The sequence below is a fragment of the Streptomyces sp. Tek67B01 genome, assembly GCF_055231995.1.
Genome location: NZ_JBUYUY010000001.1, coordinates 5,581,942 through 5,606,865, shown reverse-complemented (window position 1 = coordinate 5,606,865; position 24,924 = coordinate 5,581,942). Strand labels below are relative to the sequence as shown.

Sequence of the window (24,924 nt, the reverse complement as noted above, 5' to 3'; positions counted from 1 at the left end):
GCCTTTCGACGCTGGCGGGGTATCGCTGATCCGGGCAGACTAACCAGTCGGTATGTCGGATCGGAAGAGGGCCGACGCCTAGCGTGTGCGGATGACGCTGTCACGACGCGGGGTGCTGGGGTTGGCGGGTGCCGCGGGCGCGGCGGGGGGCGCGGGCGCGGCCGCCGCCGCGGGGCGGGTGCGTACCGGGTTCGAGCGGCTCGCCGCGGACGGGTACCGGACGCTGGCGGGGCAGCGGATCGGGGTCGTCACCAACCCGACGGGCCTCACCTCGGACGCCCGTCACATCGTCGACGTCCTCCACGCCGACGAACGGGTCGACCTGGTCGCGGTGTTCGGGCCCGAGCACGGCTTCCGAGGGACGGCGCAGGCGGGCGGTTCGGAGGGATCGACCCGGGACCCTGCCACCGGACTGCCCGTGTACGACACGTACGACAAGAGCGGGCAGGGCCTCGCGGACGTCTTCACGGCCGCCGGGATCGACACGGTCGTCTTCGACGTCCAGGACGTGGGCGCGCGGTTCTACACGTACATCTGGACCCTGTACGACTGCATGCGCGCGGCGGCGCTCGCCAGCAAGGCTGTGGTCGTGCTGGACCGGCCCAACCCGATCGGTGGCCTGCGGGCGTCCGGGCCCGTGCTCCGCCGGCCGTACGCAAGTGGCGTGGGGCGCGAGCCGATCGCGCTCGCGCACGGCATGACGGTCGCCGAACTGGCGCTGCTGTTCCGGGGGGAGTTCCCGACCGGGCGCCCGCTCGCCCTGAGCACCGTACGGATGTCGGGGTGGCGCCGGGGCTCCTTCTTCGGCGAGACGGGGCTGCCGTGGGTACCGCCGAGCCCGAACATGCCGACCCCGGACACCGCCCTCGTCTACCCCGGCACCTGCCTGTTCGAGGGGACGAACCTGTCCGAGGGGCGGGGTACGACGACACCCTTCGAGGTGCTGGGCGCGGAGGGCGTCGACCGGCGGTGGGCGCGGGCGGCCAACGGGCTCGGGTTGCCCGGCGTGTGGTTCCGGGAGGCCTACTTCACACCGGTCTTCTCCAAGCACGCCGGGAAGGTGTGCGGCGGGGTCCGGCTGCTCGTGCACGACCGCGCGGCCTTCGACCCGGTGCGGGCGGGGATCGGACTGCTGGTCACCGCGCGGCGGACGTGGAGCGGGTTCGCCTGGCGGCCGGACCACTGGATCGACCGGCTGACCGGCTCCGACCGGGTGCGGACGATGGTGGACGCGGGAGCCGGGGTCGAGGAGATCGCCGGCGACTGGGCGGCGGGGCTGGCCCGGTTCGCGAGGGTCCGGGAGGGGTACCTCCTGTACCGGTGAGACGTGCCGTCCCTTCCCGATCGGGTCGGCGCGGGACCGGTCGGGCGGGCCCGCCCGGCCGCGGGACGCCGATCGCGGTGGCAGGACCCGGAGGGGGGCGTCATGTCGGATGGAGCGGCGTGGGGTACGGGTGTGGGGGTGGCTCCGTACGCGGAGCTGGTCTTCGACGCCGACGGGGACCCGGCCCCGGGGACCGGGACCGCCCTGGACGGGATGGAGGCCACCGACCTGCTGGTCTTCGCGCACGGTTGGAACAGCGAACCGACCACCTCGACCCTGCTCTACGACCGGTTCTTCGCACCGTTCCCCGGGCTCGTGGGCCCGGCGGTCCGACTCGGGTACGCGGGGGTCCTCTGGCCCTCCATCCGCTTCTCGGACGAGCCGATACCGGACTTCGACCCGCGCGGCGTCGCGGGCGCGCTCGCCGAGCCGGGTTTCGGGACGGCGCTGGACCCCTACACCAGGCGCGCCCTGGGGCAGTTCTGGCCGGGGCGGGCCGAAGAGCTCGACCGGATCGCCGAATTGTTGGAGGACCGGCCGCAGTCGCAGGCGGCGTTCGTGGAGTTCGGGGCGCTGGTGCGGGAGCTGGCCGGGGTCGCGGCCGTACCCGCGGCCACCGGTGAGGACATACCGGCGATGTTCACCGAGGACGTCCTGGAGGTGTGTCGCCGCTTCACCGAGGCCCTGATCGAGGCGGGCGGCGCCGCGAATCGGGCGGACCTCTCGATCGGCGGGGGGATGCGCGCCTTGTGGGGCGGCGCCAAGGAAGTGCTGCGCCAGGCCACGTACTACGAGATGAAGAAGCGGGCCGGGGTGATCGGCGAGCGGGGTCTGGGGCCCGTACTGGCCCGGCTGGCCGCCCACCGGCCGACTCTGCGCGTCCACCTGATCGGGCACAGCTTCGGCGGGCGGGTGGTGTCCTTCTCCCTGCGGGCGGTGCCCGACAGCGCCCGGTACGTGAAGTCCCTGACCCTGCTCCAAGGCGCTTTCTCCCACTACGCCTTCACGGACCGCCTTCCGCACGACAAGAGCCGCGGCGGCGCCCTGCACGGTCTCCAGCGCGCGGTGGACGGCCCGGTGGTCGCCTGCCACTCGTCGTACGACACCGCCCTCAAGGTGTTCTATCCGCTGGCCTCGCGGATGGCAGGGGATTCGGCCGGTGTCCTGGGTCTGGACGAGCGGTGGGGCGCGCTCGGACACGACGGCGTGCAAGCGGTGCCGGGCGCGCCCCGGATGACGCTGGCCGCGGCACTGCGCGACGGGTTGCCGACGGCCGGTTGCGTCAGCGTGGACGCGGGCGCTGTCGTGCGCAGAGGCGGGGCACCGACGGGGGCGCACAGCGACATCTGCCACGAGGAACTGGCCCGGATCGTGGTGGCGGCGGGGCGCATGGGGCGCTGACTTCCGGCCATGTGCCACCCACACGCCTCGACCGCCCCGCATGCGCCCACATCCCTCCGGGCATGTTGGGCACGTCGGGACGTAGGACGACGTTCACCTCGTACGGCGTCTCGACGTCGGTGTGGGCGTGGGCGCAGCGGAGGTGAAGGTGTCATGGCGGGATTCCGGAGTCTGGCCTACCAGGTGCGCGATGGGCGCAACGACCGTGCGTTGCGGCGCCATTCGCTGCGCCGCTGTCTGGAGCGGTTCGCCCCGTACGGGCACCGCGCGACGTGGTGGCACCTGTGCGACCGGCACGGGATCGCCCCAGAGGACCGGGCTGCCGATCCAGGGCGGATGGTCGCGGCGTTGGAGGAACTGGAGGAGGCGCGCGCGGTCTGGCTGGAGTACGAGCGCCAGTTCGCGGAGCGCAGAAGGCGCGAGAAGCACGACGGGCTGCGGCGGCCGGAGTGGGCCTGGGGTGGCAGCGGGGACGCGGTGGTGCGGTGCGCGGACCCGGGGGTGCGGCCGGACGGGACGCTGGGCGAGGTGCTTCGGCGGCTGGTGAAGGCGCTGGAGTCGGAGCCTGGGACGTCGTGCCCGGTCTGTGGGGAGCAGGAGCTGAGCTGGCCCTCGGTGGGCGCCGGGCACGGGCACTGGGAAGGCGCGTGGGCTTGGGACGGGCCGGTGTGCGGGGGCTGCGGGATCGTGGTGCCCAGACCGGCGTTGGCGGACGCGCTCACGTATCCGGCATCGGCTGCGTGAGCGGTACGGGAACGGAGCGGGGCGGCGCGGGCCGGGTGGCGGCGCGCCTCCAGGTCGCGCTGAACGGCGCGCGGGGCGCGGCCGACGGGGCCGCGGTGCCGATGTCGCCGCGGGCGTTGGCGGAATCGGCGCTCGGGGCGGTCGCCGCGGGGGCCCGGGAGGTACTCGTCCATCCCCGGACGCCGTGCGGGCGCGAGAGCCTCTCGCCCCGGGTGGTCGGGCCGGTACTGGAGGTGTTGCGGGGCGCGGGGGTCTCCGTACCGCTGAGCGTGCCGGCGAGCGTGGCGGCCGAGCCCGACCCGGTGGGCCGGCTGGAGCGGGTGCGGTCCTGGACGGTGTTGCCGGAGCGGGCGGTGGTGCGCTGGGCGGAGCCGGGGGCGCGGGGGTTGGCGTCGGCGCTGCTGGAGCGGGGGGTGGCGGTGGACGCGGTGGTGGTGCTGGGCGGTCCGCGGTCGGGGCCGGGGGGGCCCGGGCTGGCGCGGAGGCCTGGGCGGCCGCGGAGGCCTGGGCGGCGGGGCGTGCGGGGCGGGTTCGGCTGGTGGGCGAGCTGGCGGACGAGCCGGCGGAGGCGGATGCGGCCTTGGTCGCGGGGCCGCGGAGGCCGCCGGTCGTGCCGTGGCTGCTGTTCGGGCGGGACGCCGCCGCGTGGCCGGCGGTGCGCCTGGCCGCGCGGTGTGGTGCGGGTGCGCGCATCGGCTTGGGGGACGTGCTCCTGCTGCCGGACGGGCGGCCGGCCCGCTCGAACGCCGAACTGGTGGCGGCGGCCGGCCGGGAGTGGACGCGCGGCGCTACAACGACAGCCGGGAGCCGGTGAGGCGTTCGCCGAAGACGTCGTCGGGGTTGGACAGCGCACAGGTCGTCAGCGAGAGACAGCCGCAGCCGATGCAGTCGGAGAGGTTCTCGCGCAGCCGGGTCAGCTGCTTGATCCGCTCGTCGAGTTCGGTGCGCCACGCTTCGGAGAGCGCCGCCCAGTCCTCGCGGGTCGGCGTGCGTTCCTCGGGGAGCCGGGCCAGTGCCTCGCGGATGCTCGCGAGCGGGATGCCGACCCGCTGGGCGGCGCGTACGAATGCCACCCGGCGCAGCGCGTCGCGGGTGTAGCGGCGTTGGTTGCCGGAGGTGCGGCGGCTGCTGATGAGGCCCTTGGCCTCGTAGAAGTGGAGCGCGGAGACGGCCGCGCCGCTGCGGGCGGACAGCTGGCCGACGGTGAGTTCGTGGATCTTTCCGGGAATCTGCGGCACCCGGTCGAGGGTAGTCGGCGCGGCGGGGACTCGTGGGCGGAGGTCCGTTGACAGGGGCGAGCGGTCCCAGCATGCTGAGCAAGCGCTTATTAGCTTGATCAGCGAGAGGCAGGGGCAGGGCATGACCGAACCGAGGATCTTCGCGTCCGCAGAGGAACTGCGCGCCGCCATCGGCGAGCGGTTGGGCCCGAGCGGGTGGCTGGAGGTGGACCAGAAGCGCATCGATCTCTTCGCCGACGCCACGGGCGACCACCAGTGGATCCACGTGGACCCCGAGCGGGCGGCCAACGGACCGTTCGGTTCCACGATCGCGCACGGCTACCTCACGCTGTCACTGCTGCCGAGCCTGGTTCCGCAGATCATGCGGGTCGAGGGCATGCGGATGGGCATCAACTACGGGACGGACAAGGTCCGCTTCCCGGCCCCGGTGCCGGTCGGATCGCGGCTGCGCGCCACCGCCGTGGTCACGGACGTCCGGGAGGCGGGCGGCGGGGTGCAGGTCACCGCGGCCGTGACGGTCGAGCGGGAGGGCGGCGAGAAGCCGGTGTGCGTGGCGGAGTCGGTGTCCCGGTACTACTTCTGAGCCTGCCGGGGCGTGTGAGGTGTGGCGGCGTGCGCGGTCGGACTTTCGCCGCCGCTCAGGGGTTCCGCCGCCACTCGGGGCTTTCGCCGCCACTCAGGGCTTCGCCGTCACCATGCGCAGCACGAGGTCGGCGTAGAGCGCGCCGACCTCGTCGGGCGTGCGCCGTCCCGCGACGTCGAACCAGCGGGCCACGTCGATGCACAGGGACAGCACGGCGAGGGTGGTGCCCGGGACGTCGGGCACGTCGAACTCCCCGGACCCGACGCCGTCGGCGAGGATGCGGCGGACGGCGGCGTCGCTGCGCCGGCGCAGCGCCACGATCTCGGAGCGGTGCTCCGGGGCGAGGGCATCGAGCTCGTACTGGACCACCCGCGCCGTGGTGTGGTGCGCGGCGTGCCACAGCACGAACGACCGTACGGCCTCGACCAGGCGCTCGGCGGCGGTCCCGGGGCGGTCGGCGGCCGTCTCCAGGATCTCCAGCGCCTTGTCGTGGCCGATGCTGCTGATCCGGTGGAGCAGCTCTTCCTTGGTCTTGTAGTGGATGTAGAGCGCGGCCGGACTCATCCCGGCGCGGGCGGCGATGTCCCGGGTGGTGGTGGCGTGATAGCCGCGCGCCGCGAAGGTCTCGACGGCTGCGACCAGGAGCCGCCGGGCGGCGTCGGGGGTGACCTCCGACCACGGCTGGTAGCCGCCGGTCTCGGCCGCGCCGGCACTGTCCATCGCTCGCTCACCCTCTTCGGCTTGTAGGAACCAACACCCTACCGGAGGGTGAGCAAGCGCTTAGCGCTGAGCGGCCGGGCGTTCGGGGGTCTGCTTCGGGGAGAACGGGTCGTACTCCGCCATGATCTTCTCCATTCGGGCCTGGTCGACCCGGCTGACGATCTGCGTGACCTCCTGGCGGTCGCGGACGACCTTGGCGAGGGTGAAGGCGGAGGTGGTGAGGTAGAGGACCGCGATGCCGAGGAAGGCGCGGACCCAGCCGTCGGCGTCCATGTTGTAGATCCCCAGCCCTACAGCGGCGAGGGCGACGGCGAAGGAGGCGACGGCCTGGCCGTAGTACGCCCCCGTGTTCTGCTGCTTGACCGGTGTCTCGTTCATGGGTCCAGCGTCGCGGCAGGGCGGCCGGGGGCGCATGCGCGCGCGTACTCACCTACGTACTCAGATCGACGCCCGAGGGCTCCGACGGCCCGTCAGAAGGCCGAAACCCCCGTGCGGGCGCGGCCGATGAGAAGCTTTTGGATCTGGCTCGTGCCTTCGTACAGGGTCATGACACGGGCGTCGCGCAGCAGCTTGCCGGCGGGGTACTCGTCGATGTAACCGTAGCCGCCGTGCACCTGGAGGGCGTTGCTCGCGGCGCGCACGGCGGCCTCGGAGGCGAAGAGCTTGGCGGTGGAGGCCTCGGTGGCGAAGGGCTGACCCCGGTCGATCAGGTCGGCGACGCGCCAGGTGAGGAGACGGGCGGCGTCGACGTCGACGGAGATGTCGGCGATGAGTTCCTGCACCAGCTGGTGCCGGGCGATGGGCTTGCCGAACTGCTCGCGCCGGCCCGCGTACGCGACCGCCGCGTCCAGCGCCGCCTGGGCGATGCCGACGCAGCCGGCCGCGACAGACATCCGCCCCTTGGCCAGTGCCGACATGGCGACGGAGAAGCCCTTGCCCTCGGGGCCGAGCATGGCGCCGGCCGGTACGCGGACGCCGTCGAGGGCGAGTTCGGCGGTGGCCTGGCCACGGAGGCCGAGTTTGCCGTGGATCTCGCGGCGGGTCAGACCGGGGCTGTCGGCCGGGACGAGGAAGGCGGAGACGCCTCGGTGACCCGGCTCGTCGTTGGTGCGGGCGAAGAGGAGCACCACGTCGGCCCAGGTGCCGTTGGTGATGAACATCTTGCTGCCGCCGAGGACGTACGTGTCCCCGTCGCGCGTGGCACGGGTGGTGAGGTTGCCCGCGTCGGAGCCGGTGTCGGGTTCGGTCAGGCCGAAGCAGCCGAGCGCCTCGCCGGAGCACAGGCGGGGCAGCCAGGCCTGCTTCTGCTCCTCGGTGCCCCAGGCGGCGATGGTCTTGGCGACGAGGCCGAGGGAGACCGAGACGATGCCCCGGACGGCGGAGTCGCCCCGGCCGAGTTCCTCGGTGACGAGCGCGTACGCGAGGTGGTCGCCGCCGGAGCCGCCGTACTGCTCGGGGACGGTCAGGCCGAGGAAGCCCAGGTCGCCGAGTTTCCGCACGATGGACCGGTCGACGCTCTCGGCGCGGTCCCACTCGGCGGCGTACGGGGCGATCTCGCGCTCGGTGAAGTCGCGGGCGAGCCGGCGTACGGCGGTCTGCTCCTCGCTGAGCTCCAGATTCACCGTGGCCTCCGGGCGTCGAGGTGCCTGGTCCTCGGGGGCGCGCAGTCGGGTGGGCTGGGCCGGACCGTGGGGTTAATTAGCACCGCTAGTTTAATGGGGTCAGGCCCTACTATGTGGCGCATGGCCAGACCGCGCAAGCCCCTCCTGAGCAGAGACCGCATCGTCGAGGCGGCGGGCGCGCTGGTGGACGCGGAGGGGCTGGAGGCGGTGTCGACTCGGCGACTGGCGGCCGCGCTCGGGGTCAGCGGGCCCTCGCTGTACAACCACTTCCGGACGAAGGACGAGATCCTGGAGGCGGTGGCGGACTCCGTGAGCGGCCGAGTCGACTTGTCGATGTTCGACGGGGGTTGCGAATGGCGGGAGGCCCTCCACGACTGGGCGCACTCCTACCGGGCCGCCTTGGCCGACCATCCGAACATCGTGCCGGTACTGGCACGCGGGCCCGGCCGTCGCCCGGCGGGGCTGCGGGTCGCGGACGCCGTCTTCGGCGCAATGACGGCGGCCGGGTGGCCACCGGCCCAGGCGACGCGAATCGGCGCCCTGATGCGGTACTTCATCCTGGGTTCGGCGGTCGCGTCCTTCGCCAGGGGTTTCGTGGACGACCGGACGGCCTACGACCCCGGCGACTACCCGCACCTGGGGCAGGCCCACCTGCTGGCGGAGCGGCAGCGTGAGGTGGACGAGGGTGCGTTCGAGACGGGCCTGTCGGCCCTCTTGGACGGCTTGGCTCTCCAGTACGAGACGTTGCGGCAGACGTCGTGACGCGCCTCCCGGGGCCGGGCGTTCCTACACCGGGGGGCGCCGGGGGGCGCCGGCGGGGAGTTCCCGAAGACGGCAGGCGCTCCTGGGAGGCGGCCTGAGCCCCGCCGTCGAAGTGGCACCGGGCCCTGGGGACAGCTCCCCCTCCGGTGGTAGCCGGGGAAGCTGTCCGACGGTGGCCGGGGGACCCCTCGGGCGCCGGCCGGAGGGAACCGTGGCGAGAGGGGCCTAGAACACGACGAGGGAACGGCCGCCCTTGCCGGCCAGCATGTCGTCGAAGGCGCGCGGGATGCCGTCGAGGGTGATGCGGTCGGTGACGAGGGCTCCGAGGTCCAGACGACCGGCCCGCACGTGGTCGGCGATGACCGGCAGGTCACGGGCCGGGTCGCTGTTGCCGTAGACGCACCCGGTGAGGGTGCGGGCGAAGTGGAAGATCTCCAGGGCGTGGAAGGTGACCTGCTGCTCCTTGCCGCCGATGCCGACGACGCTGGTGCGGCCGCCGCGTCGCGTGGACTCCCACGCGCCCCGGATGGTCTGCGCCCGGCCGACGCACTCGATGGCGACGTCCGCGCCCTGGCCGGCCGTGAGGGCGCGGATCTGCTTGGCGGTGGTGTCGGACGCGAGGACGAACTCGGTGGCTCCGGCCGCCCGCGCCAGCTCCTCCTTGGCCGGGGAGATGTCGACGGCGACGATCGGGGCCGCCTGGGCGATCCGCGCGGCCTGCAGGGCGGCCAGTCCGACGCCGCCGACGCCGAAGACGGCGACCGACTCTCCGGGCCGGACCTGGGCGCTGTGGTGGACGGCGCCGTAGCCGGTCAGGACGGCGCAGCCGAGCAGGGCGGCCTCGGTGAGCGGGATGCCGTCGGGGGCGGGCAGCACGCAGTTCGCGGCGACGACCGTCTCCTCGGCGAAGGCGGCGACATTGAGCCCGGGGTGCAGGTCGGCGCCGTCGGCATCGTGGGCGTAGACGGCGCCGACTCCGGTGAGGGCCTTCGCGCAGAGCCATACCTCGCCGATCAGGCAGTGGTGGCATTCGCCGCACGAGGGGGCCCAGTTGAGCACCACCCCGTCCCCCGGGGCGACGTGCGTGACGCCCTCCCCCACCGCGAGCACCGTCCCGGCGCCCTCGTGGCCGAGGACCGCGGGGACGGGGACCCGCATGGTGCCGTTGGTGAGGGAGAGGTCGGAGTGGCAGACACCGGCTGCGGCGAGCCGCACCCGGACCTGCCCGGGGCCGGGTTCGGGCAGCACGATGTCCCGGATCTCCAGTGGAGCTCCGACGGCGGGCAGGATGGCGGCGCGGACCATGGGCGTTTTCCGTCTCTCGGGGCGGTGTGGCGCGGGCGGGCGGGGCAGGGCGGCGCGTGGCAGGGCAGGCGCCGGCCGGGGCGGGGCGGTGGGGGCCGGGGTGCGGGTGGCCCGGTGGGGGCGGGCCGGTGGGGGCGGGCCGGTGGGGGCGGGGGTTCAGAACTGGAGGGACTTGGTCTGGAGGTACTCGGCCAGACCGTGCGGGCCCAGCTCGCGGCCTACCCCCGACTGCTTGTAGCCGCCGAAGGGGGCGAGCACGTTGAACCGGCCGCCGTTGATGTCCACCTGGCCGGTGTCCATACGGCGGGCGAACGCGACCGCGGTCTCCTCGTCCGCGGCCCACACGGCTCCGCTCAGCCCGTACACGGTGCCGTTCGCGATGCGCAGGGCGTCCTCCTCGTCCTCGTAGCGCATGATCGACAGCACGGGGCCGAAGATCTCTTCCTGGGCGATGGTCATCTCGGGCGTGACGTCGGCGAACACGGTCGGGGCGACGAAGTACCCCTGTTCGTGGGGCGCCTCGGGGCCGCCCGCGACGAGGCGCGCGCCTTCCTCCACACCCTTGACGATGTACGCGCGGACGCGGTCGCGCTGCTTGGCGTTGACGACCGGGCCGACGCGGGTGCCCGGCTGGGTGGGGTCGCCCGTGGCGTATTTGGCGACGGCGGCGGCCGCGAGCGTGACGGCCTCCTCGTACTGGTCCTGGTGGACGAGCATGCGGGTGAGCGCGTTGCAGCTCTGACCGGAGTTGCGCATGACGTCGGCCACGCCCGTGGAGACGGCCTTGGCGAGGTCGGCTCCGGGCAGGATGACGTTGGCGGACTTGCCGCCCAGTTCGAGGGCGACACGCTTGATCGCGGCGCCGGCGGTGGCGCCGATGAGGCGGCCGACGGCGGTCGAGCCGGTGAAGGAGACGAGGTCGACTCCCTCGTGCTCGGCCAGCGCCTGCCCGGCGACCGGCCCGGTACCGGTCACCAGGTTGAAGACTCCGGCCGGGATGCCCGCCTCGTGCACGGCTTCGGCGAAGAGCTGTGCGGTCAGCGGGGTGTCCTCCGCCGGCTTGAGGACGAGGGTGCAGCCGGCGGCGAGAGCGGGTGCCACCTTGGCAACGATCTGGTGCAGCGGGTAGTTCCAGGGGGTGATCGCCCCGACCACACCGACCGGTTCGAGCAGCACCGTGGAGTTGCCCAGGCGCTCCTCGAAGCCGTAGGAGGCGGCGAGTTCGGCGTAGGAGGCGGCGACCCCGATGGGAGCGCCGACGTGCACGGCTTCCGCGAAACCGAGCGTGGTGCCGAGTTCGGCGGTGATCGTCTCTGCGATCTCGCTCTTGCGGGCGACCAGTACGTCGCGCAGGGCGCCGATCAGGGCGGCCCGTTCGGCCGGGGCCGTGGCCGCCCAGCCGGGCAGAGCGGCGCGGGCCGCGCGTACCGCGGCGTCCACATCGTCCGCGGTTCCGGCCGGGACCCCGCCGATGACCTGCTCGTCGGCCGGGTTCACGACCTCGATCCGGTCGCGTCCCGCGGCGGGCCGCCATGCGCCGCCGATGTACATCCCGTCGTGGGCCTTCATGGCTTTCCTCCCGAGCACGCGCGAGCGTGTAGACGCTGACCTGACCTCGCGGACAGCCTACAAACTAGCAACGGTAGTTTTACCGCCGCCAGGGTTCGCCTGGTCAGATGATGCCGAAAACCATCCCTGCCGCGAGGACCACGAGGGAGGTCAGCGCCGCCCATTTCACTGTGAAGCGGGTGTGGTCGCCGAATTCGACCTTGGCCATGCCGACGAGTACGTAGACGGCCGGAACCAGTGGGCTGGACATGTGCAGTGCCTGTCCGACGAGGGACGCGCGCGCGATCTCCAGCGAGGAGACGCCGTGGGCGGCGCCGGCTTCGGCCAGTACCGGCAGGACACCGAAGTAGAAGCCGTCGTTCGACATGAAGTACGTCAGGGGCAGGCTGAGCACGCCGGTCACCAGCGCCATGTGCGGGCCCATGCCGTCGGGAATGGCGCCGACCAGCCAGTCGGCCATGTGCTTGACCATTCCGGTGCCGGTCAGGACACCGGTGAAGACGGCGGCTGCGAAGACCATGCCGGCCACGTTGAGGACGTTGTCGGCGTGGGCTGCGACGCGGGCCTTCTGGTCGGGCATGTGCGGGAAGTTCACGGTGAGGGCGAGGGCGGCGCCGAGCAGGAAGAGCACCGGGATCGGGAGCAACTCCATGATCATCGCCGTGAGCAGGGTGACGGTCAGGGCGGCGTTGAACCAGTAGAGGCGGGGGCGGAGGGTCGGCCGGGTCGGGTCGAGGCCTTGCATCCCGTCGACGTCCTCCTGCCCGGCGGTCGGCGCCGGGACCGGCGCGGTGGCCGGGGCGGGAGTGTTCGGTGCGGGAGTGGTCGGTGCGGCGGCCGAGGCGGTGGCCGAGGTGGCGGTCGCACCTTCGCTCGTGCCTGCACCTGCACCGACCGTGACCGCGACGGGCGGCGCCCCGGCCTCGGCCACGATCACTGCCTCATGCACGTCTTCGTGTACGTCCTCGCCTGGAAGGGCGAGGGTGCCGACGCGTCGGCGCTCCCTCACACCCAACACGTAGGCGAGGACGAGCACGCATACCAGCCCCACGGCGAGAGCCGGGATCATGGGCACGAAGATGTCGGCGGCGTCCAGCTTGAGGGCGGTCGCCGCGCGGGCGGTGGGACCGCCCCAGGGCAGGGTGTTCATGACGCCGTTGGCTGTGGCGGCGACACCGGTCATGACCACCAGGCTCAGCCCGAGCCGCTTGTAGAGCGGGTACATGGCCGAGACCGTGATCATGAATGTGGTCGAGCCGTCACCGTCGAGCGAGACGACCGCCGCGAGCACAGCGGTACCGACCACGACGCGCATCGGGTCGGCCTTGCAGAAGCGCAGGATGCCCCGAACGACCGGGTCGAAGAGGCCGACATCGATCATCACGCCGAAGTAGACGATGGCGAACATCAGCATGGCGGCGGTCGGCGCGAGTTTCCCCACGCCGTCGATGACGTAGTCGCCGAGGTGGGCACCCTTCCCGGCGAACACGCAGAAGAGCGCGGGGATGAGGACGAGGGCCGCGATGGGCGACATTTTCTTCATCATGATCAGGACGAGGAACGTCCCGATCATGGCGAAGCCGAGGAGAGTCAGCATGCAGGGAACGTAGGCGCCTCCTCCTTGCGCCAACAAGACGTGCGAGCGTGAGCAATACGAGCAAAACCCCAGCTCAGGGCAGGGGTGTCAGCTCGACGGGGAACCCGTTGAGGACGGCGGTGCCCGACAGCGGGTCCAGCCGGGTGCCGTCCAGCAGTTGGTTCACGTTGGCTCCCGGGTCGGCGGCGGCGACCGACAGCCTGGACCCGGCCCGGTCGTGTCCCCAGCCGTGCGGGAGGCTCACCACTCCGGTGCGGACGGTGTCGGTGATCTCCACCGGAACGTCAAGGGTGCCTCCGTCGGCGGTGATCCGGGCGCGGCCGCCGTCGGTGAGCCCGAGCCGGTCCGCGTCGTGGGGGTGCACCTGGAGGGTGCAGCGGTTGGAACCTCCGACCAGGGCGGGGACGTTGTGCAGCCAGCTGTTGTTGGACCGCAGATGGCGGCGGCCCACGAGCACGAGGGCGGCGGGGCGTTCGGCGAGCGCCGCGCGCAGCCTGGGCAGCTCGGCCGCGATCGGGTCCGGCAGCAGCTCGATCCTGCCGCTGCGGGTCCTGAGCACGCCCGGGAGCCGGGGGCGCATCGGGCCCAGGTCGATGCCGTGCGGGTGCGCGAGTACCCGCTCCAGGTTGAGACCGGCCCCGGCCGCGCCATCGGTCCCGCGTCCGGACGCGCCCGTAGCCGTTTCGGCACGGGCTTCGGCGGCGGCTTCGGCGCGCGGGTCACTGCCGAACCGGTCACCGTACGGCCCGAGCCGGAGCATCAGATCGAGCCGCCGCTCGGGGCCGGTTTCGCCGGTGAGCAGGCCGGCGAGGCGCGCCGGGTCCTCGCCGTGCAGGGGCGATCGGGGGTCGGCGGTCTCCTTGTGCAGGGTGGCCCGGATGGCCATTTCATCGACGGCGGACGGCGCGGCGGCGCCGTGCGTGCCGGAGACGGCGAGGACGAGACGGGCATGGATCTCGCACTCGTCGAGCCGGTCGGCTTCGAGAGGCACGGCCGGCCGGGTGTAGCGCACTTGGTTGCGGATGGCGAAGCCGTTGAAGGCGAAGTCGTGGTGCGCGCTCTGGCTGGGCGGCGGCGGGGGGAGCACGACGTGGGCGTGGCGCGAGGTCTCGTTGAGGTACGGGTCGACGCTGACCATGAAGTCGAGACCGGCCAGGGCCTCGTCGAGGCGGCGGCCGTCGGGGGCGGACAGCACCGGGTTGGCGGCGATGGCGATCAGCGCGCGGATGCGCCCCTCCCCCGGCGTCTCGATCTCCTCGGCCAGCGCGGCTGTGGGCAGTTCGCTCTTGACCTCGGGGTGGCCGCTGACCCGGCTGTGCCACCGGCCCATGGCGAACCCCTTGCCCGGCCCCGCGGGACGGGGCCGCGGGCCGGCCGCCGGGAGCGGGAAGAGGGCTCCACCCGGGCGGTCGAGGTTGCCTGTGAGGACGTTCAGTACGTCGACCAGCCAGCTGGCGAGGGTGCCGTACTCCACGGTGCAGCTCCCGATCCGCCCGTACACGGCGGCGGTGGGCGCGGCCGCGAGTTCGCGGGCGAGGGCACGGATCTCGGCGGCCGGGAGGTCGCAGGCGGGGGCGACGGCCTCAGGAGTGAAACTCGCGAGCGCGGTGCCGAGTTCCCCGAGACCGTCGGTTTGTTCCGCGAGCGGCCCGGGGGCCGCCAGCCCCTCGGCGAGCAGGGTGTGCGCGAGCGCGGCGAGCAGCAGGGCGTCGCTGCCGGGGCGCGGGGCGAGGTGCCGGTCGGCGAGCCGCGCGGTGCGCGTGCGGCGGGGATCGACGACGACCAGCTTGCCCCCGCGTGCGCGCAGCGCTTTGAGCAGCCCGGGGAAGTCCGGAGCGGTGCACAGGGAGCCATTGGACTCGACGGGGTTGGCGCCGAGCAGGAGGAGGAAGTCGGTGCGTTCGAGGTCGGGCACCGGGATGGCGAAGGGGTCGCCGAAGAGCAGCCCGCTGGAGACGTGCTTGGGCATTTGGTCCAGGGTGCTGGCGGTGAAGAGGTTTCGGGTGCCGAGCGCCTTGAGGAGCAGCGGGGGGTAGAGCGCGCCGGCCATGGTGTGGACGTTGGGGTTGCCGAGGACCACACCGACGGATTGGGCTCCGTGTTCCCCGACCAGGGCGGGCACGGCGGCGGCGATGGTGTCGTATGCCTCCTCCCACGTGGCTTCTCGCAGGACGCCATCGCGGCGGACCAGGGGGGTGCGCAGGCGGTCCGGGTCGGCGTCGAGGGCGCCGAAGGAGGCGCCCTTGGGGCAGATGAAGCCGCGACTGAACACGTCGTCGCGGTCGCCCCGAGCGCCGGTGACGGTGGTGCCCTCGATGGTGAGGGTGAGCCCGCAAGTGGCTTCGCAGAGGGGGCAGATGCGCAGGGCGGTGCGGGGCATGGACCCTCCAGAGGGCGGCAGGCTGCGGCGGCGGGCCGACGGCGCACCGAGCATACCGACCGGTAGGGAGGTTGGGGAGGGGGCCGCGCCCGATTCGGATCCCTCCGACTTCCCGGGCACGTACGGCCACGACGGGCCGGCGCTTCGGCGGCGCGGATCAGTCCAGCACCCTGGCGAGGTACGCCTGCATCATGGACCGCGTTTCCGCGACGATGCCGGGGTCTCCGGCCGGGTCGGTCCGGAACGCGAGTTGGATGAGCGCGTCGGTGGCTTCGACGGCGATCAGGACCGCCCGTTCCAGGGCGGCGTCGGGAGCGAGCCCGAGGTGGCGCGAGAGCAACTCGGTGAGCCGGGCGGCCACCAGGTGGTTCGGGTCGGCCGCCGGCCCCTCGGGGGGCGGGGCGGGCACGCCGAAGTCCACGAGGGCGAAGCCGGGGACGGTGCGCTTCATGGCGAGGTACTCGTCCAGCACCGCGTCGACGACGGGCCGCCAGTGGGTGCGCGGGAGCGCGGCGAGCCGCTCTTGGATGCCCTCGGCATAACGGTCGAGGTTGCGGTGCGCGAGGGCGATGGCCATGGCCCGCTTGTTCCCGAAGAAGCGGTAGACGGAGCCGATGGGCACTCCGGCGCGCTGGGCCACGGCGCGGGTGCTGAGGTTTTCGTACCCGGTCTCGTCGAGCAGTTCCGCGCAGGCGTCCAGGATGCGGGCGAGGCGGTCGGCGCTGCGCTGCTGGATCGGGGTCCGGCGCATGGGCTGGGCGGGGGGCACGGGGTCCATCATGCCGCTCCTGGCGAGTCCTGGGGACTGCGGTCTCAGTTCAGCAGGAGGCTGAGTCCGCCGACGGTGTAAGTGATCATCAGCGCCAGCAGCGGCAGTTGGCCGGCGACGGCTTTCGCCGGCGGGAAGAGGCGTACGGAGCGGTCGTGGGCCGCGACGACTCCGAGGACATGACCGGCGACCACCGCGACGACTTGAAGGGCGGCGAGGGCGCCGGGCCCCAGTGGTGACAAGGGTTCAGGGGCGTTGTCAGTGCCCAATGCCATGATTACTGTGCGTGGTCCTTCGGTGACGAGAAGGGAGAAGTAGTGGGCGGTGAGATAGCCGAGGGAGATCGGCACGAGTGAGTGCGCGAAGGCGGTCAGCGGGCCGGGGTGCGGGCCGCTGACGAGGCGGGTGGCCGCCGCGCACAGGCAGTAGAGGGTGGCGACGAGGGCGATGGAACAGAGGAGTCCGAGCGTGGCCGCGGGGGTGCGGCCGAGGGGGGAGGTTTGTATCGCGTTGATCCAGGAGGGGTTGTCGGAGAACCCGTCGTAGGCGGTGGAGCCGAGCAGGACGCAGACGGTGGCGACGAGTCCGGGCCGCTCGGGCGTCGCGTCGAGTCCGTGGAAAGGGTTGCGCAGTACGAGGCGGCCGTCGTCGCGGCGGCCGAACGGGGAGAGGCGGGCCAAGAGGGCGGAGTACGCCTCGAAGGCGTCTCCGTCGGCGAACCAGTTCTCGCCGAAGCGGGCGGCGAGGGCGAGTTGGAGGGCGGTGTAGCCGCCGAGAGCGATCAGGAGGGTGGTGGTTGATGCGGGATCAGGCGAGACGAGCTCGAGCCAGGTGAAGCCGAACAGCCCGACCGCGGCGGGCCATTGGCCGAGCGTGGGCGAGAGCGACAGAGCGGGGCGGGGCAGGGCGCGGGCGAGCAGCCGGTGCAGGGTGCGCAGGGGGTTGAGGAGGCGCCAGACGGGACCGAAGAGGAGGGAGGCGGGGACAAGTCCGACCCAGAGAAGGACGTAGACGGCGCCGGGAGCGGGGTTGCGGGCCGGATCGTCGGGACCGAGGAGGAGGTGGAGCAGTACGGCGAGGGCTGCGGCGAGGCCGAGCCCGCGCAGGGTGGTGCGGGTGGCCGGCGCGTCGGCCACCCGCTGGAGCCCGGCGGGCAGGGCGAGTCCGGAGCGGTCGCCGCGGAAGCGGGAGGTGGACCAGAGCAGGCCGAGGGCGAGGAAGGAGACGAACAGCGCGGCGAAGGCCCCGGCGAAGGCATAGAAGGGAGAGATGGGCAGATCGTGTTGGGATCCGATCCCGTGCGCGAGGAAGGTGACGGCCGGATCGGCCGGGTGCGGGACCACGTTCCGGCCACCGCAGTCACCCCCCGCGCACAGGGTGGGCACCGGGAACGGTCTCGGTGGGGTCATCGGACGAGGAGTTGGGTCAGGACGAGTCGGGACTCGTGGGTCTCGACCTCGAACAGACCGGTGCGGTCGGCCGTCAGGATCAGGGTGACCTCTTGCCCTGCCGGCAGGGCGAGTTCCTTGTCGTAGCCGTGGACGTGCAGGGTGTCCGCGCGGTCGCTGGTGACCCGAAGGGCCACGCGTTCGCCGTGTGTCACCTCGATCCGGCCCGGGGCCGGGGTGACCTTGCCGGCCCGGACGGTGAGGGCGACGGTCCGGTCCACCTTCTCGGTCGCCGGAGTCGGGGTGGGGGCGGGATGGGTGTGGCCCGCTTCGTCGGAGGGGCCGCCGGTCAGCGGGATGGAGGCCTCCACCGCCTTGCCGGTGACGGCCCAGGCGGTGTGGTCGTCGGCGTACAAGCGGACGGTGAGGGTGTGCGCGCCTTCGGGCACCTGCGCCGCGGGCAGGTGGAACCAAGGGCCGTACACCCTGGCCAGCTCGCGGCCGTCGAGCTCCAGGTGGGCGTGGCCGGCGCCGGGGAGGGCGGCGCCGCCCGTGCTGTCGGGGGTGAAGCGGAAGTTGGAAACGGTCAGTTGGAGGTTCCAGCCGTCTTCCGAGTCTGGGCGCGCCGCGAGGCGCACCTGAGGCGCGCCCTCGGCCGCGACCTCCCGGAGGTGGTGGCCGGCGCCGTCCTGGGCGGGCAGCAGGGTGCCGACGTTGCCGGAGGCCTGCTCGTGGCTGGTGCCCGGCTTGTGGTGGGTGGTGGGCCGGCCCCCGCAGCCGGCCGTCGCCCCGCCCGCGAGCAGGACGAGGAGTGCGACCAGAGCCGCGTTCCGGGCGACGTGGGCGATCCGGCGGGGCATGCCCGGCTGGGGGCGGAGAAGGGAGGCGGGAAGGAGGAGGGGGAGGGGGGCGGGGAGGGGAAGGGGGGCGCAGACGTCGCAGGTGGCGCGGTCGGCAGCGGGGGCGCCAGAAGGCCCGGCGGGGCGGTCGGTCACTGGGTGCCTCCGGCGGTGGTGTCCGGTGAGTCCGGGGTGGCGGCGCTCAGGGTCGGGGCCGGCCCCGCCGGGACGGGGACGCGGTCGCCGTCGGGGTCGCCGCCGGGGCCGGCGGGGCGGGCCGGGGTGGCGCCCGGTCGGGCGGAGGCGACGACCGCCCACAGGATCCAGAGCACCGCCACGAGGCCTCGTATCCAGGCGGGACTCAGAGGAATCCAGGGGATCATGAGGACGGCCTTGTCGAAGGCGTCGAGCAGGGTGAGCGCGCCCAGCAACAGGGTCAGCCGGGCCAACCAGGGCCGGGTCGGTCGCAGGGCCAGGCCGACTCCCGACCACCAGAGGCCCAGGAGCAGCAGGGCGACGGCGGGAACGAAGGTCGGGTTGAGCGTCGTGGTGGAGCCGGCGACGTCAAGCACCAGCCCGGCGGCGCCCAACAATGAAGCGGTTGTCCCCAGCCGTGAGTGCCTAAGGCGGCGCCACCACAACGCACCGCCGACCAGCAGCAACACGGCGGCGACGGCGAGTGCGATCTGGGTCTCCACCCGCTCCAGGCCGCCGGCGCCGTACCAGTCGCAGCCCGCGGGGAGTTTGCGCGCTTGGACGTTGTAGTCGGCGCAGACGAGTAGCTGGACCAGCTTGACCGGTTCGCCGGCCAGGCGCGCCGAGCCGCCGGAGACCGATCCGCGGCGGTCTCCGCACTCGGGCAGGGTGGCGGGGGTCGAGCCGTCCGGCCCCTCCTGCCAGCAGTTGCCGCTGCCCTGGCCGTCCCACCACACGTCCATGCCGTTGGGGCGGGAGGCACCCGACTTGTCCTTGCCGAGGATGTTGCCGGCGTAGCGATTGTGGTGGGAGGTGTCCGCCTGCTTCGACCATGCCTCTTGACCGCGGATGAAGGCGGGCACGGCGCTCAGGAAGAAGCCCGCGCGCCGCTGTCCGTACACCCAGTTGTTCTCGTACAGGTTCCAGTTGCCGCCCGCGGTGATGATGCCCGTGCCCGGTGGCATGGAGATCTGGGGGCAGACCACGCCCTGTTCGTAGCCGCGCTCGATGGGCGGCTTGGCGCAGGTGCCGTTCGCGACGTTCGGGTAGTAGTCCGCGTTGTTGTCGTGGATGAGGTTCCGCTCGAACTTGGCGTGGTTTTGCGGGAGACCGGGGTGGCCGGGGAAGGCGCTGTCCATCGAGGCGCCGCCCATGTTCTGGTCGAACTCGTTGTCGTGCACCCAGACCGAGTCTCCGGCGGTGCCGGAGTAGCCGACCATGTTGTGGTGGCTGTGGCAGCCGGTGATCTCGATGGAGTAGCGCGGGACGTCGTAGCCGCGGCCGTCGTTGATGTTGGAGGCACTGCCGGGATAGATGCCGGAGTCACCGTTCCCGTACGACTCGCAGTTCTTGTACAGACCGTGGTCGCCGGCGAAGGTCAGGAAGCCGTACTCGTCGTTCCAGCGGGTCAGTACGTCGTCGATGACGAAGCCGTCACCCGCGAGCACGTAGAGCGAGTTGAAGGTGGTGCGTTGGGCGGTGAAGTTGCGGAAGTAGATGCCGTTGGACTTGTCGGCGCGGATCGCGTTGAGCTTCTGGTACTTGGCGTCGATGACCACGTCCAGGCGGGAGGCGCCGGTGCCCTCGATCTGGAGGTCCGTCTTGCCGAGGATGGCGACCAGGTTCTGGTTGTGGCGGCACTGCTCCTGCTGCTCGTACGACAGGATCTGGTAGCCCAGTGCGGAGTTCGGGGCCTTGAGGTGGGCGCACTCCCCTGTCGGCTTGGGGAGCGAGGGCTCCTCCTCGTACAGGCCGGGCAGGATCGCGATGTTCATTCCGGCCCGGTCCACGGCATCGACGGCGTCTTGGAGGTGGCGGTAGCCGCTCTTTTCGCAGCGCTCGTAGAGGGCGAGGTTGCGCTGCCTGAGGTCTTCGGGGAAGGCGGATATCCGGCGCTCGAAGTCCGGGCGGTCGGTCTTGCAGACCAGCAGGTCGGGCTCGGCGGCGCGGTACCGGGGTACGGAGCCGGTTCCGTCGGGGAGGGTGACGGGGCGCTCCTCGTGCGCGGCGGCGGTGGGCGCGGCGACGAGGAGGGACAGGAGAGCGAGGAGGGCGGCGAGGAGCACCGCCGGCACGGCAGGAATCCTGCGGGTCCACGGCATGCGCGAGAGAGTAGAGCAATGTTCACCTTTTCGGATCCCCTCGGGCACGGATCGGGCCGAAGTAAGTCTCGCTGAGCGGGAGTTCGCGCGATGGAGGCATGGCTGCGGCCCGGCCCGGGGCCGTTAGCGGCCGGGGCGAGGCCGCCGGGCCCTGGGTCCTCCACTCGGCGGAGGTTGGGCAGTGCCGTTGCCGAGCGCGGGGGCGCGGACGCGGGGCGGAGCCGGAGCCGGCGAGGGCTGCGCGTGCGGCCGGGCGGGGCGTCGTGATCGCGTTGGGGGCGCCCGAGCGCGGGCCGTGGGAGGAGCGCGAATTTGGAGCGGCGCCCCCAACTCCCGGCATCGCGCCGGGGAACCGGGCCACACGGCATGGGCATGCGCGGCATCGCGTGCGGCGCCCCTAAGCCCCGCGAACCCGGGCCGAGATCCCCGGCTCGGCCCGGGCGCCCGATATTCGGAGGGTGCCTCGCCCGCCACGCCGGGCAGTCGGGCGGCACAGCACCGCAGGGACCGCAGCCAAGATCCTCAGCCCGGGCGACCAGGCCGGTTGGTTGTGCCCAGAGTCCCGGCGGGGGCGTCGGACGGAGCCAACGGGGGGCCTCGGGTTTTTCGGCCCCTTCCCGGGGCCGAAGGCCGGTGAACCTGCACGTGCGGCAGGGCGGGACGAAGCGAGAGGTAAACCGCTCGGTAGTGGGCCCCCGTCCGGTAGGGGCTGGGCAGGGGCCGTCGCCGACGAGGGCACCGTGCTGAGGCAAGGGGGCGCCTCCGGCTGCCGGTCCCCACCAGGGGCGAAGGCCGGCTAAAGCCGCGTGGCGTGGCCGGGGGTGAGCGAGGGGTAAGCCGCTCGGACCCGGGGCCACCTACTCAGCGGAGGTTGGGCGGTGCCGTTACCGAGCCTGGGGACGCGGGGCGTGGGCGGGGCGTGGGGCGGAGCCAACGGGGACCGGCCCCCGCCCGTAGCCGGAGCCGGCGAAGGCTGCGCGTGCGGCCGTGCCGGGCCTCGTGGTGATCGCGCAGGGGACCTGAGCGCGCGGGTCGCGGGGGGGGAGCGCCAACCGTGAGCGGCGCGCCCCCGCACTTCCCGGCAAGGCCGGGCGCCCCAACCCATCGGGGGGCCGGCCTTGCCACCGCGCGGGAGTCGGGCCGCACGGCACGGGCATGTATGCCATCGCGTGCGGCGCCCCGAGGCCCCACGGACCTGGGCCGGGGTCCCCGGCGCCCCCGGGCGTCCCGGCAAACGCGGGAACACCAAGCCGGACCGGCGCGTCGAAGAACCCCCGCACCCCGGCACCCTCGGGCCCCGGGGTGCCTTGACCGCCGCGCCAGGCGGTCAGGCGGACGGCGCCGCAGGGAGGGCAGCCGAGATCCTCGGCCCAGGCGATCGGGCCCTGGGGGCGGCGCGGCCTTGCCGCGGCGCCGGGCAGTCAGGCATGCCGCAGCGCAGGGACCAGAGCCAAGGCCCCCGGCCCAGGCAACCGGACCCGGGCCCCGGGCGCCTTGCCGTCGCAGGCATGCCGCAGCGCAGGGACCAGAGCGGGGCCCCGGCCCAGGCGACCGGACCCTGCCCGGCGGGGCCTTGCCGCCGCGCCGGGCAGTAAGGCGGACTGCCCCTCAGGGGCCGCAGCCGAGACCATCTGCGGTCCGGGCGACCAGGCCCCGGGGGGCGGCGGGGTCTGGCCCCGCCGGAGTCCCACGGTGCGCGCGTGCTGCGTGCCGCCCCGACGTCCCCGACGCGGGGCCGCGATCCCCGGCCCGGGGGGCCGACGCGGGGCCGCGGTCCCCGGCCCGGGGGGGACCCGGCGCGGCGGTCCGTTCGGTGGTTGCGGGCGGGCACGCCCGGGGGGTGGGGGCGTTGACGCAGGGTGGGACAGAATCCTACTGTCAGGCATAGGATTGCTACGACAGACACGGGAGCGTTGCATGAGTGACGGCGGCACCACCAGCGAGCAGGCCTCGAAGATCGCGGAAGGGCTGGCGTACCTCACCGGCTTCGGGAACGAGCACAGCTCCGAGGCCGTTCCCGGGGCGCTCCCCCATGGCCGGAACTCGCCCCAGCGTTCCCCGCTCGGCCTCTACGCCGAGCAGCTCAGCGGCAGCGCGTTCACCGAGCCCCGTACCCACAACCGCCGCTCTTGGCTCTACCGGATCCGCCCCTCGGCGGCGCACCCGCCCTTCACCCGCGTCGACAACGGCGCCCTGCGCACCGCCCCCTTCACAGAGACCGTCCCCGACCCCAACCGCCTGCGCTGGAACCCGCTCCCCGACCCGGCCCCCGGCACCGATTTCCTGGCCGGACTCTGGACCGTCGGCGGCAACGGCGACGCCACCCAGCGCATCGGCATGGCCATCCACCTCTACGCCGCCAACGCGCCCATGACCGATCGGGTGTTCAGCGACTCCGACGGCGAGCTGCTCATCGTCCCCGAGCGCGGAGGCCTGCTGCTGCGCACCGAATTCGGTCTGCTCAGCGCCCGCCCGGGCGAGATGGCGCTGATCCCCCGCGGCGTCCGCTTCCGTGTCGAGCTGCTGGACGCGGACGCCCGCGGCTACGTCTGCGAGAACTACGGGCAGCCCTTCGAGCTCCCGAACCTCGGTCCGATCGGCGCCAACGGCCTGGCCGCCGCGCGGGACTTCCGGGCGCCCGTGGCCGCGTACGAGGACGTCGAACGTCCGACCGAGGTGGTCAACAAGTTCTGCGGGAACCTCTGGTCCGCGACCTACGACCACTCCCCCCTCGACGTGGTCGCCTGGCACGGCACGCACACCCCGTACGTGTACGACATGCGCCGCTTCAACGTCATCGGCTCCATCAGCTTCGACCACCCGGACCCGTCGATCTTCACCGTCCTGACCTCGCCCTCCGACACCCCGGGGCTCGCGGGCGTGGACTTCGTCGTCTTCGCGCCCCGCTGGCTGGTCGGGGAGGACACCTTCCGGCCGCCGTACTTCCACCGGAACGTGATGAGCGAGTACATGGGCCTGATCGAGGGCGCCTACGACGCCAAGGCCGAGGGCTTCGTGCCCGGCGGCGGCTCGCTGCACAACATGATGTCCGCGCACGGACCGGACCGAGAGACCTTCGACCGCGCGAGCGCCGCGGAGCTGAAGCCGCAGAAGATCGACGACGGCCTGGCCTTCATGTTCGAGACCCGTTGGCCCGTCACCGCCACCGCCCAGGCGGCCGGCGCCGAACACCTCCAGCGCGGGTACGACGACGTGTGGCAGGGTCTGGAGCGCCACTTCCGCGCCTGAGGGGCGTCGGTCGTCAAAGTCCCGCAGGTCCCGCCCGTACGGAGAAGCACCGTGACCGCCTTCGCCCCCGACTCACTGGTACTGAACCGGAAGCTGCCGCTCTGGTACCAGGTCTCCCAGTCGCTGCGCGCCTCGATACTGGGCCGCACCCCGGACGCCTCGCTGCGGCTGCCCACCGAGGAGCAGTTGGCCGAGCACTACGGGGTCAGCGTGCTGACGATGCGCCAGGCGCTCAAGGAGTTGGAGGGCGAGGGACTGATCAGCCGGCACCGGCGGCGCGGAACCTTCATCGAACCGGGCGCCCGGCGCGGGGCTCCCGTCCGGTTGCTCGGTTCGGTGGACGCGATCGTCGCCCAGCAGTCGGGCGAACGTACGACGATCCTCGGCCACGCCCGCGTGACGGTGGCCGGGGACCTGCTGGAGCACTTCCCGGACACGGCCGAGGTGGTCACCTACCGTCGTCTGCGTCATGACAGCCAGACCGGCGAGCCGAGCAACTGGGCGGAGAACGCGGTCCTGCCCGAACTGGCCTCCGCGATCGACCCGGCGGATCTGGAGCGCTGGCCGATGACGAAGGTGATCCGGGACATCGTGGGTGTGAAGATCAGCCGGATCACCGACACCGTGGAGGCGCGGCTCGCCGACCCGGAGACGGCCGAGCTGCTGTGCGTCCCGCTGCTCAGCCCGATCCTGCACTACACGGGCGTGACGTACGACGAGGACGGGCGGGTCGTGGACGTCGCACGCATCCGCTACCGGGGCGATCGGTTCTCCTTCTCCGTGACCGTCGACGCCACCTGAGCGACCGGTTCCCGCGCCGCGGTCAGCGCTTCTTCTCCTCGTCCTCCGTGCCCCGCTCGCCCTCCGCCTGGGACGGCGTGCCGCGCATGGTCTGCGGGTGCCGCTGCCCCTTCTCCTTCTCGTCCATGTCTTCGTCGAGGCGCTCGCCCTCGGCCTGCGACGGGGTCGAGTATTCGTCGTACTGACTCATGACCGCCTCCTGTCGGAAATGCCCACATAGACGTATACAAGGAGCGTAACGCTTCGGTCGGGACCGGGCCCGGCCGCCGCCCGCCGTCGATACCATCGGCCGCGTGAGCACCGACGTACCGCCGCAGAACCCGCTGCTGGACGATC

The 24,924-nt window shown here is 72.9% G+C and carries 21 protein-coding genes and 1 pseudogene; 9 read left to right on the top strand and 13 right to left on the bottom strand.

All coding sequences use genetic code 11. The features are described from left to right. Window positions 1-91 precede the first annotated feature (91 nt). The 5 genes and pseudogenes from ACV7NM_RS25170 to ACV7NM_RS25150 all read left to right on the top strand — a co-directional run bounded on the left by ACV7NM_RS25170 (window position 92) and on the right by ACV7NM_RS25150 (window position 4,283). Window positions 92-1,324, top strand: a complete 1,233-nt coding sequence (locus ACV7NM_RS25170; protein WP_463412403.1) for an exo-beta-N-acetylmuramidase NamZ family protein — start codon at window positions 92-94, stop codon at window positions 1,322-1,324. Between the two features lie 102 nt (window positions 1,325-1,426). Beyond that, window positions 1,427-2,725, top strand: coding sequence for a serine-threonine protein kinase (locus ACV7NM_RS25165; RefSeq protein WP_463412402.1), 1,299 nt, complete (start codon window positions 1,427-1,429; stop codon window positions 2,723-2,725). Window positions 2,726-2,878: 153 nt separating this feature from the next. After that, window positions 2,879-3,469: a hypothetical protein gene (locus ACV7NM_RS25160; protein ID WP_463412401.1), complete on the top strand. Its 591-nt coding sequence runs from the start codon at window positions 2,879-2,881 to the stop codon at window positions 3,467-3,469. Window positions 3,470-3,570: 101 nt separating this feature from the next. Next, a pseudogene (locus ACV7NM_RS25155) lies at window positions 3,571-3,738 on the top strand (3-keto-5-aminohexanoate cleavage protein); the annotation flags it as partial. Window positions 3,739-4,007: 269 nt separating this feature from the next. Then, window positions 4,008-4,283, top strand: a complete 276-nt coding sequence (locus ACV7NM_RS25150; protein ID WP_463412400.1) for a 3-keto-5-aminohexanoate cleavage protein — start codon at window positions 4,008-4,010, stop codon at window positions 4,281-4,283. On the opposite strand, the gene soxR is transcribed toward ACV7NM_RS25150, so the two are convergent. Continuing rightward, window positions 4,258-4,707, bottom strand: coding sequence for a redox-sensitive transcriptional activator SoxR (soxR, locus tag ACV7NM_RS25145; protein WP_463412399.1), 450 nt, complete (start codon window positions 4,705-4,707; stop codon window positions 4,258-4,260). The two genes, ACV7NM_RS25150 and soxR, sit on opposite strands and share 26 nt — an antisense overlap. Before the next feature lie 121 nt (window positions 4,708-4,828). On the opposite strand from soxR, the gene ACV7NM_RS25140 reads away from it, so the two are divergent. Then, window positions 4,829-5,290 carry a MaoC family dehydratase gene (locus ACV7NM_RS25140; RefSeq protein ID WP_463412398.1) on the top strand — a complete coding sequence of 154 codons (462 nt, stop codon included), beginning with the start codon at window positions 4,829-4,831 and terminating at the stop codon, window positions 5,288-5,290. Between the two features lie 93 nt (window positions 5,291-5,383). Here the strand turns inward: ACV7NM_RS25140 and ACV7NM_RS25135 are convergent, their stop codons facing one another. The 3 genes from ACV7NM_RS25135 to ACV7NM_RS25125 all read right to left on the bottom strand — a co-directional run bounded on the left by ACV7NM_RS25135 (window position 5,384) and on the right by ACV7NM_RS25125 (window position 7,632). Beyond that, window positions 5,384-6,010 carry a TetR/AcrR family transcriptional regulator gene (locus ACV7NM_RS25135; protein WP_463412397.1) on the bottom strand — a complete coding sequence of 209 codons (627 nt, stop codon included), beginning with the start codon at window positions 6,008-6,010 and terminating at the stop codon, window positions 5,384-5,386. Window positions 6,011-6,070: 60 nt separating this feature from the next. Beyond that, window positions 6,071-6,388 carry a YiaA/YiaB family inner membrane protein gene (locus tag ACV7NM_RS25130; RefSeq protein WP_463412396.1) on the bottom strand — a complete coding sequence of 106 codons (318 nt, stop codon included), beginning with the start codon at window positions 6,386-6,388 and terminating at the stop codon, window positions 6,071-6,073. A gap of 92 nt (window positions 6,389-6,480) precedes the next feature. Beyond that, on the bottom strand, window positions 6,481-7,632 hold the full coding sequence (locus ACV7NM_RS25125; protein ID WP_463412395.1) for an acyl-CoA dehydrogenase family protein: 1,152 nt from the start codon (window positions 7,630-7,632) through the stop codon (window positions 6,481-6,483). Window positions 7,633-7,752: 120 nt separating this feature from the next. Between ACV7NM_RS25125 and ACV7NM_RS25120 the strand changes: the two genes are divergently transcribed. Beyond that, a complete protein-coding gene (locus ACV7NM_RS25120) occupies window positions 7,753-8,394 on the top strand; it encodes a TetR/AcrR family transcriptional regulator (protein ID WP_463412394.1) in 642 nt (213 codons plus the stop codon). Between the two features lie 225 nt (window positions 8,395-8,619). On the opposite strand, the gene ACV7NM_RS25115 is transcribed toward ACV7NM_RS25120, so the two are convergent. The 8 genes from ACV7NM_RS25115 to ACV7NM_RS25080 all read right to left on the bottom strand — a co-directional run bounded on the left by ACV7NM_RS25115 (window position 8,620) and on the right by ACV7NM_RS25080 (window position 20,538). Continuing rightward, window positions 8,620-9,699, bottom strand: coding sequence for a Zn-dependent alcohol dehydrogenase (locus tag ACV7NM_RS25115; RefSeq protein WP_463412393.1), 1,080 nt, complete (start codon window positions 9,697-9,699; stop codon window positions 8,620-8,622). 156 nt (window positions 9,700-9,855) lie between these two features. Further along, a complete protein-coding gene (locus ACV7NM_RS25110) occupies window positions 9,856-11,268 on the bottom strand; it encodes an aldehyde dehydrogenase family protein (protein WP_463412392.1) in 1,413 nt (470 codons plus the stop codon). 103 nt (window positions 11,269-11,371) lie between these two features. Continuing rightward, window positions 11,372-12,865 carry a CitMHS family transporter gene (locus ACV7NM_RS25105; protein WP_463412391.1) on the bottom strand — a complete coding sequence of 498 codons (1,494 nt, stop codon included), beginning with the start codon at window positions 12,863-12,865 and terminating at the stop codon, window positions 11,372-11,374. Between the two features lie 73 nt (window positions 12,866-12,938). Then, a complete protein-coding gene (locus ACV7NM_RS25100) occupies window positions 12,939-15,245 on the bottom strand; it encodes a molybdopterin-dependent oxidoreductase (RefSeq protein WP_463412390.1) in 2,307 nt (768 codons plus the stop codon). Between the two features lie 157 nt (window positions 15,246-15,402). Continuing rightward, window positions 15,403-16,023, bottom strand: coding sequence for a TetR family transcriptional regulator (locus tag ACV7NM_RS25095; RefSeq protein ID WP_463414065.1), 621 nt, complete (start codon window positions 16,021-16,023; stop codon window positions 15,403-15,405). 35 nt (window positions 16,024-16,058) lie between these two features. Beyond that, a complete protein-coding gene (locus ACV7NM_RS25090) occupies window positions 16,059-17,423 on the bottom strand; it encodes a hypothetical protein (RefSeq protein ID WP_463412389.1) in 1,365 nt (454 codons plus the stop codon). Continuing rightward, the gene (locus ACV7NM_RS25085) at window positions 17,420-18,262 is read right to left on the bottom strand and encodes a cupredoxin domain-containing protein (protein WP_463414064.1); all 843 of its coding nucleotides are present in this window, start codon (window positions 18,260-18,262) and stop codon (window positions 17,420-17,422) included. The genes ACV7NM_RS25090 and ACV7NM_RS25085 overlap by 4 nt, the downstream gene beginning before the upstream one ends. Window positions 18,263-18,393: 131 nt before the next feature. After that, complete coding sequence (locus tag ACV7NM_RS25080) at window positions 18,394-20,538, bottom strand: right-handed parallel beta-helix repeat-containing protein (protein WP_463412388.1); 2,145 nt, start codon at window positions 20,536-20,538, stop codon at window positions 18,394-18,396. A gap of 1,917 nt (window positions 20,539-22,455) precedes the next feature. Here ACV7NM_RS25080 and hmgA point away from each other — a divergent pair. Next, complete coding sequence (gene hmgA, locus ACV7NM_RS25075; RefSeq protein ID WP_463412387.1) at window positions 22,456-23,787, top strand: homogentisate 1,2-dioxygenase; 1,332 nt, start codon at window positions 22,456-22,458, stop codon at window positions 23,785-23,787. Between the two features lie 51 nt (window positions 23,788-23,838). After that, entirely contained in the window at window positions 23,839-24,588 is a 750-nt protein-coding gene (locus tag ACV7NM_RS25070) for a GntR family transcriptional regulator (protein ID WP_463412386.1), read from the top strand. 22 nt (window positions 24,589-24,610) lie between these two features. Here the strand turns inward: ACV7NM_RS25070 and ACV7NM_RS25065 are convergent, their stop codons facing one another. Further along, window positions 24,611-24,778 carry a hypothetical protein gene (locus ACV7NM_RS25065; protein WP_463412385.1) on the bottom strand — a complete coding sequence of 56 codons (168 nt, stop codon included), beginning with the start codon at window positions 24,776-24,778 and terminating at the stop codon, window positions 24,611-24,613. Window positions 24,779-24,924: the final 146 nt, after the last annotated feature.

Excerpts from the sequence above, each read along its gene's own strand:
- ACV7NM_RS25170 (WP_463412403.1), top strand. The coding sequence starts at position 92 with ATGACGCTGTCACGACGCGGGGTGCTGGGGTTGGCGGGTGCCGCGGGC.
- ACV7NM_RS25165 (WP_463412402.1), top strand. The coding sequence starts at position 1,427 with ATGTCGGATGGAGCGGCGTGGGGTACGGGTGTGGGGGTGGCTCCGTAC.
- ACV7NM_RS25160 (WP_463412401.1), top strand. The coding sequence starts at position 2,879 with ATGGCGGGATTCCGGAGTCTGGCCTACCAGGTGCGCGATGGGCGCAAC.
- ACV7NM_RS25140 (WP_463412398.1), top strand. The coding sequence starts at position 4,829 with ATGACCGAACCGAGGATCTTCGCGTCCGCAGAGGAACTGCGCGCCGCC.
- ACV7NM_RS25135 (WP_463412397.1), bottom strand. The coding sequence starts at position 6,010 with ATGGACAGTGCCGGCGCGGCCGAGACCGGCGGCTACCAGCCGTGGTCG.
- ACV7NM_RS25130 (WP_463412396.1), bottom strand. The coding sequence starts at position 6,388 with ATGAACGAGACACCGGTCAAGCAGCAGAACACGGGGGCGTACTACGGC.
- ACV7NM_RS25120 (WP_463412394.1), top strand. The coding sequence starts at position 7,753 with ATGGCCAGACCGCGCAAGCCCCTCCTGAGCAGAGACCGCATCGTCGAG.
- ACV7NM_RS25115 (WP_463412393.1), bottom strand. The coding sequence starts at position 9,699 with ATGGTCCGCGCCGCCATCCTGCCCGCCGTCGGAGCTCCACTGGAGATC.
- ACV7NM_RS25110 (WP_463412392.1), bottom strand. The coding sequence starts at position 11,268 with ATGAAGGCCCACGACGGGATGTACATCGGCGGCGCATGGCGGCCCGCC.
- ACV7NM_RS25105 (WP_463412391.1), bottom strand. The coding sequence starts at position 12,865 with ATGCTGACTCTCCTCGGCTTCGCCATGATCGGGACGTTCCTCGTCCTG.
- ACV7NM_RS25100 (WP_463412390.1), bottom strand. The coding sequence starts at position 15,245 with ATGCCCCGCACCGCCCTGCGCATCTGCCCCCTCTGCGAAGCCACTTGC.
- ACV7NM_RS25095 (WP_463414065.1), bottom strand. The coding sequence starts at position 16,023 with ATGGACCCCGTGCCCCCCGCCCAGCCCATGCGCCGGACCCCGATCCAG.
- ACV7NM_RS25090 (WP_463412389.1), bottom strand. The coding sequence starts at position 17,423 with ATGACCCCACCGAGACCGTTCCCGGTGCCCACCCTGTGCGCGGGGGGT.
- ACV7NM_RS25085 (WP_463414064.1), bottom strand. The coding sequence starts at position 18,262 with ATGCCCCGCCGGATCGCCCACGTCGCCCGGAACGCGGCTCTGGTCGCA.
- ACV7NM_RS25080 (WP_463412388.1), bottom strand. The coding sequence starts at position 20,538 with ATGCCGTGGACCCGCAGGATTCCTGCCGTGCCGGCGGTGCTCCTCGCC.
- hmgA (WP_463412387.1), top strand. The coding sequence starts at position 22,456 with ATGAGTGACGGCGGCACCACCAGCGAGCAGGCCTCGAAGATCGCGGAA.
- ACV7NM_RS25065 (WP_463412385.1), bottom strand. The coding sequence starts at position 24,778 with ATGAGTCAGTACGACGAATACTCGACCCCGTCGCAGGCCGAGGGCGAG.